General features: G+C 63.5%; 14 protein-coding genes. 7 read left to right on the top strand and 7 right to left on the bottom strand.

The window, feature by feature from the left end; translation table 11 throughout:
• From EOA28_RS09510 to EOA28_RS09480, 7 genes are all read left to right on the top strand, one after another.
• Positions 1-1,142: penicillin-binding transpeptidase domain-containing protein (locus tag EOA28_RS09510; protein ID WP_281060894.1), on the top strand; the 1,142-nt coding region annotated here is incomplete at its 5' end.
• Positions 1,143-1,268: 126 nt separating this feature from the next.
• Positions 1,269-2,400, top strand: a protein-coding gene (prfB, locus tag EOA28_RS09505; RefSeq protein WP_108702967.1) for a peptide chain release factor 2 whose coding sequence is annotated in 2 segments (ribosomal slippage) — positions 1,269-1,334 and positions 1,336-2,400 — 1,131 coding nt in all. Because the reading frame shifts where the segments join, the coding sequence is not laid out codon by codon here.
• A 168-nt stretch (positions 2,401-2,568) separates the two neighbouring features.
• Positions 2,569-2,973, top strand: a complete 405-nt coding sequence (locus tag EOA28_RS09500) for a GFA family protein (RefSeq protein WP_127250811.1) — start codon at positions 2,569-2,571, stop codon at positions 2,971-2,973.
• A 296-nt stretch (positions 2,974-3,269) separates the two neighbouring features.
• A complete protein-coding gene (locus EOA28_RS09495; protein WP_127250829.1) occupies positions 3,270-3,647 on the top strand; it encodes a hypothetical protein in 378 nt (125 codons plus the stop codon).
• A 162-nt stretch (positions 3,648-3,809) separates the two neighbouring features.
• Positions 3,810-4,178 carry a GFA family protein gene (locus tag EOA28_RS09490; RefSeq protein WP_071036034.1) on the top strand — a complete coding sequence of 123 codons (369 nt, stop codon included), beginning with the start codon at positions 3,810-3,812 and terminating at the stop codon, positions 4,176-4,178.
• A 136-nt stretch (positions 4,179-4,314) separates the two neighbouring features.
• Positions 4,315-4,965, top strand: coding sequence for an OmpA family protein (locus EOA28_RS09485; RefSeq protein ID WP_126082833.1), 651 nt, complete (start codon positions 4,315-4,317; stop codon positions 4,963-4,965).
• A gap of 250 nt (positions 4,966-5,215) precedes the next feature.
• On the top strand, positions 5,216-5,824 hold the full coding sequence (locus EOA28_RS09480) for a hypothetical protein (protein ID WP_127250810.1): 609 nt from the start codon (positions 5,216-5,218) through the stop codon (positions 5,822-5,824).
• 79 nt (positions 5,825-5,903) lie between these two features.
• Here EOA28_RS09480 and EOA28_RS09475 read toward each other — a convergent pair whose 3' ends face one another.
• The 7 genes from EOA28_RS09475 to EOA28_RS09440 all read right to left on the bottom strand — a co-directional run.
• A complete protein-coding gene (locus tag EOA28_RS09475; RefSeq protein WP_189341986.1) occupies positions 5,904-7,442 on the bottom strand; it encodes a DEAD/DEAH box helicase in 1,539 nt (512 codons plus the stop codon).
• Positions 7,443-7,632: 190 nt separating this feature from the next.
• On the bottom strand, positions 7,633-8,406 hold the full coding sequence (locus EOA28_RS09470; protein ID WP_128314834.1) for an NAD kinase: 774 nt from the start codon (positions 8,404-8,406) through the stop codon (positions 7,633-7,635).
• Between the two features lie 424 nt (positions 8,407-8,830).
• Positions 8,831-9,589: an MBL fold metallo-hydrolase gene (locus EOA28_RS09460; protein WP_127250807.1), complete on the bottom strand. Its 759-nt coding sequence runs from the start codon at positions 9,587-9,589 to the stop codon at positions 8,831-8,833.
• Positions 9,590-9,592: 3 nt separating this feature from the next.
• Entirely contained in the window at positions 9,593-10,657 is a 1,065-nt protein-coding gene (locus tag EOA28_RS09455) for an ABC transporter ATP-binding protein (protein ID WP_127250806.1), read from the bottom strand.
• Positions 10,654-11,436 carry an ABC transporter permease gene (locus EOA28_RS09450; RefSeq protein ID WP_128298236.1) on the bottom strand — a complete coding sequence of 261 codons (783 nt, stop codon included), beginning with the start codon at positions 11,434-11,436 and terminating at the stop codon, positions 10,654-10,656. The genes EOA28_RS09455 and EOA28_RS09450 overlap by 4 nt, the downstream gene beginning before the upstream one ends.
• Before the next feature lie 2 nt (positions 11,437-11,438).
• Positions 11,439-12,284 carry an ABC transporter permease gene (locus EOA28_RS09445; RefSeq protein ID WP_127252498.1) on the bottom strand — a complete coding sequence of 282 codons (846 nt, stop codon included), beginning with the start codon at positions 12,282-12,284 and terminating at the stop codon, positions 11,439-11,441.
• Between the two features lie 8 nt (positions 12,285-12,292).
• A partial coding sequence (locus EOA28_RS09440) for an extracellular solute-binding protein (protein WP_128314833.1) occupies positions 12,293-12,878 on the bottom strand: 586 nt, incomplete at its 5' end.

Here is a 12,878-nt window from a genome sequence, read left to right as displayed (position 1 = left end):
AGGTTGAGGGCGGTCTCGTCGCCATGGATCCGCATACCGGCCGCGTGCTCGCCATGGTCGGCGGATTCTCCTACGCGCAGTCCGAGTTCAACCGCGCGACCCAGGCGATGCGCCAGCCCGGCTCCTCGTTCAAGCCGATTGTCTATTCGGCCGCGCTCGACAATGGCTATACGCCGGCCTCGGTGATCATGGACGGCCCGATCACCATCCAGAGCGGCAACACCACCTGGACCCCGAAGAACTATGACGGCACGGTCGCTGGCCCGGCCACGTTGCGCTCCGGCATCGAGAAGTCGCGCAACCTGATGACGGTGCGGCTCGCCAACGACATGGGCATGAAGCTGGTCGTGGAATATGCCGAGCGCTTCGGTGTCTACGATCATCTGGCGCCCTATCTGCCGATGGCGCTGGGCTCCGGCGAGACGACCGTCATGCGCATGGTCTCGGCCTATTCGATCATGGCCAACGGCGGCAAATCGATCAAACCCTCGCTGATCGACCGCATCCAGGACCGCTACGGCAAGACGGTGTTCAAGCAGGATGAGCGCGGCTGCGAAGGCTGCAACGCCGCCGAATGGAAGAACCAACCCGAGCCGGAGCTGGTCGACAATTCCGAGCAGGTGCTCGACCCGATGACGGCCTACCAGATCACCTCGATGATGGAAGGCGTGGTCCAGCGCGGCACCGGCGCCACCATCGGCGAGCTCGGCCGCCACATCGCCGGCAAGACCGGCACCACCAATGACGAGAAGGACGCCTGGTTCATCGGCTTCACGCCGAACCTCGTCGTCGGTCTCTACATGGGCTACGACACGCCGCGCGGCCTCGGCAAGGGCGCCACGGGCGGCGGTCTCGCCGCGCCGATCTTCAAGGATTTCATGCGTGTGGCGCTGGACGGCAAGCCGAACACCGACTTCCAGGTTCCGGACGGCATGAAGCTCATTGCCATCAACCGCAAGACCGGCATGCGCGCCGCCGAAGGCGATCCCAACACCATCGTCGAGGCGTTCAAGCCCGGCACCGGTCCGGCCGACAGCTACTGGGTGATCGGCATGGGCGCGGATGGCTCCAACGGCTCGGGCGGCGCGCTGTCGCCGCAGGCCAACCAGGCCATCCAGGACGGCGGCGGCGGGCTCTACTGATCTCCTGCAATCCGGAATGGGCCGGCGCGAAACCGTCGGCCCATTTCGCTTTACAGGCGGCGATGCCGTGCCTATGTATCGCGCCTATTCCGAAAAGACCGAAAAGACAGGACCGAACGAAGAGCCATGCGCGCGGAAACGCTCAACATTGTCGACGAAATCAGGCAGGCGATAACCCTGCTGAGGAGGCATCTTTGACTGGGATCAGGCTGTAAAGCGGCTTGAGTACCTGAATTCGCGCGCCGAGGATTCCAGCCTCTGGAATGATCCGATCGAAGCGCAGAAGCTGATGCGGGAGCGCCAGGAGCTCGAGGACGGTATCGCCGCCGTCAAGGGGCTGACCCAGGCGCTGGAAGACAATATCGGCCTGATCGAGCTCGGCGAGGAAGAGGGCGACGACGGCATCATCGCGGAAGCGGAGGCTGCGCTGCGCTCGATGCAGGGCGAGGCGAAGGCTCGGCAGGTCGAGACGCTGCTCTCCGGCGAAGCCGACGCCAACGACACCTATCTCGAAATCCATGCCGGCGCGGGCGGCACCGAAAGCCAGGACTGGGCCTCGATGCTTCTGCGCATGTACACGCGCTGGGCCGAGCGCCGCCGCTTCAAGGTCGAGGTGCTGGAAGTCCATGACGGCGAGGAGGCGGGCATCAAGTCCGCCACCGTGCTGATCAAGGGCCACAACGCCTATGGCTGGCTGAAAACGGAATCCGGCGTCCACCGCCTGGTGCGCATCTCGCCGTACGACAGCAATGCGCGGCGCCACACCTCCTTCGCCAGCGTCTGGGTTTATCCGGTCATCGACGACTCGATCGAGATCAATGTTTCCGAATCCGACGTGCGCATCGACACCTATCGTTCCTCGGGCTCGGGCGGCCAGCACGTCAACACCACCGACTCGGCGGTCCGCATCACCCATCTCGCGACCGGCATAGCGGTCGCCTGCCAGGCCGAGCGCTCGCAGCACAAGAACCGCGCCAAGGCCTGGGAAATGCTGCGCTCGCGCCTCTACGAGGAAGAGCTGAAGAAGCGCGAGGCGGTCGCCAACGCCACGGAGGCGTCGAAGAGCGACATCGGCTGGGGCCACCAGATCCGCTCTTACGTGCTGCAGCCCTATCAGCTCGTGAAGGATCTGCGCACCGGCGTCGAAAGCACCTCGCCGTCGAGCGTGCTCGACGGCGACCTCGACGAGTTCATGGAAGCTTCGCTCTCGCATCGCATCGAGGGTGGTGCAGGCGAAGCGGTGGCGGACCTGGATTAGGATATGCCCATATTCAGGTGAGGCCGGCCTGCGAACGGCGATTTCCTGCGCTTCCGGTGCTCACGTACCTTAAGTACGCTCCGCTCCGATTCTTGAAAACCGCTATTCTCGGCTCAGCCTAACCTGAATCTGGGCATATGCTGCCGTTGCGCAAAGGAAGAAAAGCCGGTGACGCGCAAACTTACCGGAAAATGCTTCTGCGGCACCGTCCACTATGAAGTGGCGGACGAATTCGTCTATGCCGCGAACTGTCACTGCTCCAACTGCCGGCGCACGACGGGGGCGGCGTTCAAGCCCTTCGCCGGCATCGAGCGCGGCAAGTTCCGTCTCACCGCGGGCGACGACAGGCTGCTGATTTTCGGCGACGAGAGCGGCCATGACGCGCATTGCGGCCGCTGCGGCTCGCTCGTCTATTCATTGGTCCGCGAAGGCGCCTATGTCCATGTCGCCATGGGGACGCTGATGGACGATCCAGGCATTCGCCCGAGCCCACATATCTTCGTCGGTTCAAAGGCGCCGTGGTTCACGATTACAGACGATCTGCCGCAATATCGTGAACACGCCGACGGCTGAAGGTCGGAACTTCCTTTGGAGGAACTTCGTTCTTAGGCACCCTGGGCGCAGGCCGTTGTCTGGAGTTGCCACCCAGGTCTGCGCATCCTTTCCGTCGCCGAAGCTTGAAACCGGCGCGTCGCCATGGCGCGCCCACTTCTTGCGCTGGCTGTGGAATCAGCTCAGCATCCGAGCTGTGGGATAGAAGCATTTATGGCCGGACGCGGCATAAACTGCGACCGACGATCCGGCCACTGGGAAGACACGTTCCGGGAACGGGCAAGCTGAAACGCTTGATGCTCGAAAGGAACGTTTCGATGTCTGCTGCCACATCAAGATCGGCCCAAGCCGCTCGACCGGCTGGCCGACTGTTGTTCTCCCTCTTCGCTGTTGGAGCTGTCTCGGTGCTGACGCCGCCGGCCATCGCGCACGACGCCCAGCCTACGGGGGCCGTGCCACAAGGCTGGAAATATCCCTTTGCCTGCTGCGCCAACTTCGATTGCAAGGAAGTGCCGCAGTCATCGATCAGCGAGCGGCCCGAAGGCTATGTCATAAAAGGCACGGGCGAGGTGGTGGCCTACAGCGACAAGCGGATCAAGAATTCGCCCGACGGCGAATATCACTGGTGCGCGCATCAGGCTGGGCTCGACGCCGGCAAGACCATCTGCCTGTTCGTCCCGCCGCCCTCTTACTAGCCTTCGAGCACGCCAGCATCTCTGCTGAAGCTGCTGCCAGACGGTTGTCAGGACGGCTTCTTTATGTTGCCTTGCCACGAAGCAATTCCAGGAAAAGTGCGAAGCGGTTTTCCGTTCGGAATTGCGTGCAATGCGGGCGGCGGACAATGGAGAGGTGAGTTCATGACCATCAAAGGCAGCTGCCACTGCAAGGCGACAACCTTCGAGGTTGCCGAGGCGCCGCAGACGGTGACGCAATGCACATGCTCGTTCTGCTCGAAGCGCGGGTCGCTGTGGGCCTACTATGTCCCGTCGCAATTCAAGCTCACGAGCCCGCCTGAGAACGTCTCCTTCTATCGCTGGGGCTCGAAGACCGTGAAGCATGGTTTCTGCGCCATTTGCGGTTGCGGCACCTTCACCGAGACGCCTGACTGGTCGACCGGGAAGCCGGATTTCGACAACCCGAAGATCAGCGTCAATTCGCGCCTGTTCGACGATTTCGACCTGGACAAGGTCGAGGTGGTGGTCATCGACGGCAAGAATCTGTGGTAGAGGCGAAGCGGGAACGGCTAGCGGGTTTTGCGGCCGCATTCCCGTTCCGTTTTTCGCCGCATTTCATGCTACAAGGCTGCGGAAGGGCTGATTTGGCTCGGCTGCAAGGGCCGCGAATTGGAGAGGGACCAATCTCATGAAGAAAACCGTGCTCGTCGTCGTGGCGACGGCTGTGCTGGTGAGCGCCTGCACCACCACCGATCCGTATACCGGCGACCAGAAGATTTCCAACACGGCGGCCGGCGCCGGCCTTGGCGCGCTGGCAGGCGCCAGCCTTGGTCTGCTTGCGGGCGGCAATGACCGCCGCAATGCGTTGATCGGCGCCGGCATCGGGGCGCTCGCCGGCGGCGCGATCGGCGCGACCATGGACCAGAACGAGGCCGAGCTTCGCCGTCAGTTGCAGGGCACCGGCGTCAGCGTCACCCGCAGCGGCGACCAGATCATCCTCAACATGCCGTCCGACATCACCTTCAACGTCGACCAGGACGCGGTGAAGCCGGGCTTCTATCCGGTGCTGAATTCGGTCGCGCTGGTGCTGAAGAAGTTCCGCCAGACCACGGTGGACGTGTTCGGCCACACCGATTCGACCGGCGGCGACGAACATAATTTCGACCTGTCGCAGCGCCGCGCGCTCGCCGTCGCCAATTATCTCGCCGGCCAGGGCGTCGATCAGCGCCGCTTCGCCGTCACCGGCTTCGGCAAGACGCGCCCGATCGCGTCCAATGCCACGGCCGCCGGCCGCGAGCAGAACCGGCGCGTCGAAATCCAGCTGTCGCCGCTCACCTGAAAGAGCCGCGCCCAACTGCGCAGCGCCATCGAAGCAAAACGGTCCCGTAAGGGGCCGTTTTTTGTTGGGATGTCCAAGGATGGGTCAAAGGTCGTAGGACATTAGCTTGTTCTAATTGATACTTTTCAAATCCAGGGAAAGGACTACCATTCCGCTGTTCCAGAGGGGATGGGGCGGTTAAACCGGCCGCGCAATCACATCTGCCGCCCCGGTCTTGCACGGCCAGATCAAGGGAATCTGGGAGGAATGCATGACAAGAACAGCTCGCCTCGGGCGCTGCGGCGTCCTCGTTTTGACTGGCCTTTTGGGCGCATGGCTCGGAGCCGCCACAGCCCGGGCAGAGGATGCCAGCAAGGCCGATATCGAAGCCCTGAAGAAATCGCTGGCCAAATATGAAGATTACACCGCCGCCATCCGCGACCTCTATCTGTCGACCGAAGGCTGCGTCTACTATGGCGGCGAGAAGATTGACGGCGCGATGTACTATCCTAAGGGCGCCATGGGCGTCCATTTCGTCAATGTCCCGAGCATCGGCAAGCCGCTCGACCCGATGAAGCCCAACGTCCTGATCTACGAGCCGACGAAGAAGGGTTTGAAGTTGGTCGCCGTGGAATGGCTGGTCCCATTGACGCCGGACGTGAAGGAGGTTCCGACACTGTTCGGCCAGAAGTTCATGGGACCGATGGAAGGGCACTACCCGCTCATCCCGCGGGAGTTCGTCCACTACGACCTGCATGCCTGGCTGTTCAGGGACAACCCGAACGGCATGTTCACCCCGACGAACCCGAACGTGAAATGCACCAAGGCCGAGTTCCCGATGCTGGAAAAACCGACCAAGATGATGCCTGGACCGATGTAGGGCAGGGCGTGCCAGCCAGCGCAAAAAAGGAAACGGCCCAAACCGGGCCGTTTTCATGTCTGCTTCTACAGGTGGAGCTTCAGACTTTCGCGACAATCCGCATGAAGGCCGGCACGTCGTCGCCGAAACCGACGGTCGCGTCGTCTTCCTCGCGATGGCGGCCGGGGCGGTCGCGCTGTGGGCGGGCGTCGCCGCGGTGCTCGTGACGGTTGCCCGAACCCTTGCGCTCGTTCTCGGAACGGATCGCGTCCTTGCGGGCGCGGCGTTCGGCGATATCGGCAACTTCGGCGACCGGCTGCTCTTCGCGCACGGCTTCGGGAGCCTCGTCGCGCTTGGCGTGGCGGTCCTTCTTGCGATCGCCGCGATCCTTGCGGTCGTCGTCCTTGCGGCCGGCGCGACGCGGGGCACCGCGGCCGCGGCGCGGCTGCTCCTCGCCTTCGCTTTCGGTCACGGTCGACAGGTCACCGTCATGCCATTCGATCTTGGTGCCGATCAGCCTCTCGATCGCGTCGACATATTTGGTGTCGGAGCGGGTGGCGATGGTGAAGGACTTGCCGGCGCGCCCGGCGCGGCCGGTGCGGCCGATCCTGTGGACATAGTCCTCGGCATGGATCGGCACGTCGTAGTTGAAGACATGGCTGACATCGGGAATGTCGAGGCCGCGCGCGGCGACGTCCGAGGCAACGAGATAGCGCAGCTTGCCGTCGCGGAAATTGTTGAGCATCTGCATGCGGGCGCGCTGGTCCATGTCGCCATGCAGCGCGCCGGCATCGAAATCATGCTTCAAAAGCGACCGGAACAGCTCCGACACTTCGACCTTGCGGTTGCAGAAGATGATGGCGTTCTTCAGGTCGGCGTCTTCGGCCTTGATCAGATTGCGCAGCGTCTCGCGCTTCTCCCAAGGCTTGTTGCCGGACTTCACCAGCCGCTGCGTGATGCTGGTCGCGGTGGAGGCGGCCTTGGAGACCTCGACGCGCACCGGCGCGTGCAGGAACTTCTCGGTGAGCTTGGTGATTTCCGGCGGCATCGTCGCCGAGAAGAACAGCGTTTGGCGCGTGAACGGGATCATCTCGCAGATGCGCTCGATGTCGGGAATGAAGCCCATGTCGAGCATGCGGTCGGCCTCGTCGATGACGAGGATCTCGACGCCGTTGAGCAGGAGCTTGCCGCGCTCCCGATGGTCGAGCAGGCGGCCCGGTGTCGCGATCAGCACGTCGGCGCCGCGCTCGAGCTTCTTGTCCTGCTCGTCGAAGGAGACGCCGCCGATCAGAAGCGCGATGTTGAGCTTGTGGTTCTTGCCGTATTTGATGAAGTTTTCCTCGACCTGCGCGGCGAGCTCACGCGTGGGTTCGAGGATCAGCGTGCGTGGCATGCGCGCGCGGGCGCGACCCTTTTCCAATCGCGTCAGCATCGGCAGCACGAAGGAAGCGGTCTTGCCGGTGCCGGTCTGGGCAATGCCCAACACATCCTTGCCGAGCAGCGCATGCGGGATGGCGCCGGCCTGGATCGGAGTCGGCTTGGTGTAGCCGGCATCTGAGACTGCGGAGAGGACCTTGGGCGAAAGGCCAAGGTCTGAAAATGTCAACGCTTCTTGAACGGTCTGGGTGTCTGAGGACAAGTGTTTGTTGTCTTTGGCTGGTTCGGGAAATCGCAACGCGTGTTGCGGCAGGCGCCGCGCGCCTGCAAGATCGCGGTTGCAGTTAGGCGCAAGTCCGCGATTTGTCAACACAAACAGCCGGAAATCCCGGTGATTGTGAAGACGTAACCTTAATCGCGATGCTTAATCGAACAGGTATCGTTGCGCCGGCTCAGTAGCGGAACTGCTCGGCAAGGATGCGTTCGTTCCAGGAATGGTTCGGATCGAACAGCAAAGTTGCCGTCGCGGTCGGCGATTCCCGCACGGTGACGGAAGCCACGGCCTTAACCTCGGTGTGGTCCGCGGCGGCATTCACAGGACGCTTTTCGGCTTCGAGAATGTCGAAGCGCACGGTCGCCTTGTTGGACAGCAGCGCCCCGCGCCAGCGGCGCGGCCGGAAAGGGCTGACCGGCGTCAATGCCAGGAGCGGCGCATCGAGCGGCAAAATCGGCCCGTGCGCCGACAGATTGTAGGCCGTCGAGCCGGCGGGGGTGGCGATCATGACGCCGTCGCAGTTCAACTCCTCCAACCGCACCTGGCCGTCGACAGTGATGCGGATCTTCGCGGTTTGGTAGGACTGGCGCCACAGCGCCACCTCGTTGATGGCCGGCGCCGAAATGGATTCGCCGTCATGCGTCACGGCGACCATTTCCAACGGCCGGATCGTCTCGGCAACGGCGTTGGCGATGCGCTCCTCGAGACCGCCGGCGCGATATTCATTCATCAGGAAGCCGATGGTGCCCCGGTTCATGCCGTAGACCTTCTTGCCCGTGCTCATCGTCTCGCGCAGCGTCTGCAGTAGAAAACCGTCGCCGCCGAGCGCGATGATGATCTCCGCCTCAGCGACAGGCACCTGCCCATAGCGCGCCGACAGGCTTTCCCTCGCGGCGAGGGCGTCGTCGGTGTCGGAAGAGACGAAGGCGAAACGGCTGGCGGCTTTGCTCATGGCTCCCGGAGGGCGACCGTCTGCGGGGCCGCGCCGGCGACGGCGTAGCATGCGCCGCCCATATCTGTGAAGGGCGGCGTGCCGGCTGGCGGGTCACCAGTCGCGCTTCGTGACAGGCGCGAGATGAATGTGATGGCCGCAATGGTTAAGAGGAGGCTTAAACACTCGTAAAGGCGGATCGATCATGTTAGCCGACAGTGGATGGGTTGGCGGGGGCTGGCCAGTCGAGAGACCTGTCTATTGCCGGTAACGCGTCTGATCATAGTCTTCCTGATGATGGGAAGTTTCGCGCTTATGTTCGCCGAACTCGTGCGTCATTCGGAAGAGACGAGCCAGCGGCCGCAGCCGACAGCTTCCCGTTGCGGCGATGCCACCGGGACCCCTTGTCCGCAACGGGCGCTGTAGGCTTCGCTTTTCCGCTCGCTCAACCGCCCTGCAGGTGGCAGCCCGCCTTGCGTTTGCCCGCGACATATTCGTCGATGAGCTGGCGGTAGCGCACCTTGCCGAAGCTTGGGAAATGGCCGCCATGCACGACCGACACGTCCAGGTCGCGTATGGCCAGCAGCGTCCCGACATAATCATCAATGACTGAGTGGTAGACGTCGTCAATCAGCGGCCCGTCATAGACGATGTCGCCGGACAAGAGGATGCCGGTCTTCTTCTCGTAGAGCGCGATGCCGCCCGGTGAGTGACCCGGCGTGTGTATGACCTCGAAGGCGCGGTCGCCGAGATCGACGATGTCGCCGTGTTCAAGCAACCGGCCGGCCGGCGCGGGCAGGATGCGATAGCGCGCCGTATCCCAGCCTTCCGGTGCGCCGTCGAACATCTCCTCATTGGCGTAGCGATCGGCGACCGTCCATTCGTTGCGCGGATCGGCGAGGATTGCCGCCTCGGCCGAATGCACGCAGCGGTCCGGGAACTCGTGGTGGCAGCCGATATGGTCGAAATGCGTGTGGCTGGCCACGCAGGTGAGCTTGCGCTCGCTGACAAGCGGCACGTGGCTTCTCAGGCTGAAATGGCCAAGGCCGGTGTCGAACAACAGGTCGCGGTCGCGCCCGCGCACATGCCAGATGTTGCAGCGGAAGAACGGCTTGATCCATGGCTCATGGATGAGCGTGATGTCGTCGCCCATGCGGATGGTTTCGTACCAGTCCGGAGCCTCGATGACCGGAAGCGTGCTCATGGATCAGTCCGCCAGCAGGATGATGTCTTGAGCGTTGCACGAAATCGCTATCGTGTCGCCCGCCTGAACGGTGGCGGAAGCGGAAGCCTTGGCGATGAACTGCAGTGCGGCATCGAGCATCGAGGCAGCCAGCACGCGCTTGAAACTGCCCTGGAAGACGACATCGCCGACCTTGGCGTCGCCGAGCGCGACATTGCCTTTCGCTTCGCCGAGAACCAGGTGCTCGGGCCGGATGGCGAGCGCGACCGTGGCGCCGGCAGTCGATGCGCCGGGCAGCGAGACCGGCCCGACCGCCGTCGAGACGGTGACGATCCCGTTCTCCGCTTCGGTCACGGTGCCGGCAAGAATGGTGCTTTCGCCCATGAAGGTCGCCGAGAAGCGCGTCTTGGGCCGCGCATAAACGCGCTCGGGCGGGCCTTCGTCCTCGATGCGGCCGTCATTCATCACCACGCAATGATCGGCCAGCGCCATCGCTTCTTCCTGGTCATGCGTGACATGGACGAAGGCGGTGCCGACACGCTTCTGGATCGCTTTCAGCTCGTCCTGCATCTGCCGCCGCAGCTTGAGATCGAGCGCGCCGAGCGGCTCGTCGAGCAAAAGCACCGCCGGTTCGATGACGAGCGCACGGGCCAGCGCCACGCGCTGGCGCTGGCCGCCGGAGAGCTGATGCGGCTTCTTGTCGAAGGCGGCCGCCAGCCCGACGAGGGCAAGCGCATCGCGCGCCTTCGCCGCCCGGGTCGCGCCGTCGACGCCCTGCATGCGCAAGCCGAAACCGACATTGCCGCCGACGCTCATATGCGGAAACAGCGCATAATCCTGGAACACGGTGGTCGTCGGGCGCTTGGCCGGCGGCACGGCGGTGCAGTCCGCGCCCCGGATGAACACCTTGCCTTCGCTGGGCGTGACGAAGCCGCCAAGGATCGAAAGCAGCGTCGTCTTGCCGGAACCCGACGGCCCAAGCAGGATCGTGTAGCTGCCGGGGTCGATCGCCAGCGAAACATTCTTCAGCACCGGGAACTGGCCGAAGCGATGCGAGACGTTGCGGATGTCGACGAGGGGCGCGCTCATGCCGGCTTTCTCCGCAGCAGCGTCAGTTCGAAAAACACAACTAGGACAATAGAGACGGCAAAGACCAGTGAGCCGACGGCATTGGTCTTGGGGTTGAGGCCGGAGCGCAGGAGATTCCAGATCTCCACCGGCAGCGTCGTCTCGAAGCGGGTGAGCAGGAAGGAGATGACGAACTCGTCCCAGGAAAATGTCATCGACAGGAAGAAGCCGGCGAAGATCGCCGGCGCCATCACCGGCACCGTGATCATGAGCAGCACCTTCCACTCGGCGGCGCCGAGGTCGCGCGCGGCGCGCTCGATGTTGATCTGGTGGTCGCCCATCTGGCTGTAGATGATGGCGAAGCAGAGCGGCAGGTTGATCACGACATGGCCGATGCCTGCCGCAAGCAGCGATTTCGGCACGCCGGCCCAGTTGAACAGCACCAGCAGCCCCATGCCGATGATCAGATAGCTGACGGTGAGCGGCAGCGTGATCAGCCCGCGCAGCAAGGCCGAGCCCGGCAGGACGAAGCGCGCGAAACCCCAGGCGGACAGAAATCCGAGCGTGACCGATGCGAGCGAGGACAGCACCGCCACCAGCAGTGAATTGACCAGCGCTGAGGTGAGCCTCGCGTCTGAAAGCACCGCCTGGTACCAGCGCAGCGACGGGCCGGTGAAAGGCGGTATAGGGAAGGAGGTTGCCTGCAGCGAGAACAGCACCAGCACCACCACCGGCAGGAAGATGAAGCCATAGACGGCGACGGCGTAGAGCCAGGCGGCGAAGCGGACGGCGGCGCGCATCGTCAGGCCCGCTCGATCTTCAGCCAGCGCGCGCAGGCGAGATAGGCGATGGTGACGACAGCCATCAGGATGATCGACAGCGCGGAGGCCAGCGAGAAATCGCCGCGCCGGCCGATCTGCATCATAACCAGCTGCGGCATGACCAGCTCGTTGTTGCCGCCAAGAATCTGCGGCGTGATGTAGTCGCCGATGCAGAGCACGAAGGTAAGGAAGGCGCCGACCATGATGCCGGGCAGGGTCAGCGGCAGCACGACATGCAGGAAAGTCCGCACCGGCCCGGCGCCGAGATCGGCGGCAGCCTTGCGGTAGCTCGGGCTGAGCTGCTTCAGATTGGCGAAGATCGTCAGCGTCAACAGCATGACGAAGAAATGCACGAAGCCGGTGACGGTGGCGAAACGCGTGTTGGCGAGCTGCAGCGGCTCGGCGATGAGGCCGACGCCGGTCAGCGCCCGGTTGATGACGCCGTTCTGCGCCAGCACCAGCAGCCAGGAATAGGAGCGCACGACATAGGAGGTCCAGAACGGCAGCACGGCCAGCATAAGCGCCAGCCGCTGCCAGCGCTCCGGGACCATTTCCGCGAGGATCCAGGCGAAGGGATAGGCGAGCAGGATCGAGATCACGGTGACGATAGCCGTGACCTCCAGCGAGTTCACCATCGCCCGCCAATAGGACGGATCGGTGAAGAACTGGCTGTAATTGGCCAAGGTGAAACCGCCGCCTTCATGCGCCGTGAGGCTGGAAAACCCCATGGCGATGAGGGGCAGCACGAAGAACAGCAGCGTCCACGCCAGCGCCGGCGTGACCAGCGCCCAAGGCAGGGCACGCGAGTTGCTTCCAGAAACGCTCATCGGCCGATTTACTGCGCCTGCAGCATTTCGGTCCACATGTCCTGCATCTTCTTGTCGAGGTCGGCGTTCGGCGCCGGATAGGCCTGGGCGCGGGCGAGGAAGCCGGGCTGCTCGTCGAAGCGCAGGATCTTCTTCTGCTCGTCGGTCAGCGCCGCCTTGGTGTTCGCCGGCATGCCCCAGTAGCAGGACGAGGTGGCAAGCCGCGCCTGGCCCTCAGGGCTCATGATGTACTGGATGAATTTCAGCGCCATGTCCTTGTTCTTGGAATCCTTGAACATGGCGAGCGACTGCGACCACAGCACCGCGCCTTCTTTCGGGATCGAGAAGTCGAGCGCCGGATTTTCCTTGGCAAGGCCCGCCGTGACCCATTCGCCGCCGCCGACAAGAACGTCCACCTCGCCGGTGGCCAATGCGGTCTGGCTGGCGGTGACCTCGCCGACCAGCTTGGCGTTGGCCTTCATCTTGAGGAGCTCGGCCTTGAGTGCCGGCAGGTCGGCCTCGGTGAGGTCGGCGGTCTTCTTGCCGATCGCCAGAGCCGCCATGCCGATCACCGGCAGGTAGTAATCGTAGATCGCGAGCTTGCCCTTGTATTTG

The sequence above is a fragment of the Mesorhizobium sp. M2A.F.Ca.ET.067.02.1.1 genome (assembly GCF_004023285.1).
Lineage (GTDB): Bacteria > Pseudomonadota > Alphaproteobacteria > Rhizobiales > Rhizobiaceae > Mesorhizobium.
This window is presented reverse-complemented; position numbering and strand designations above follow the sequence as displayed.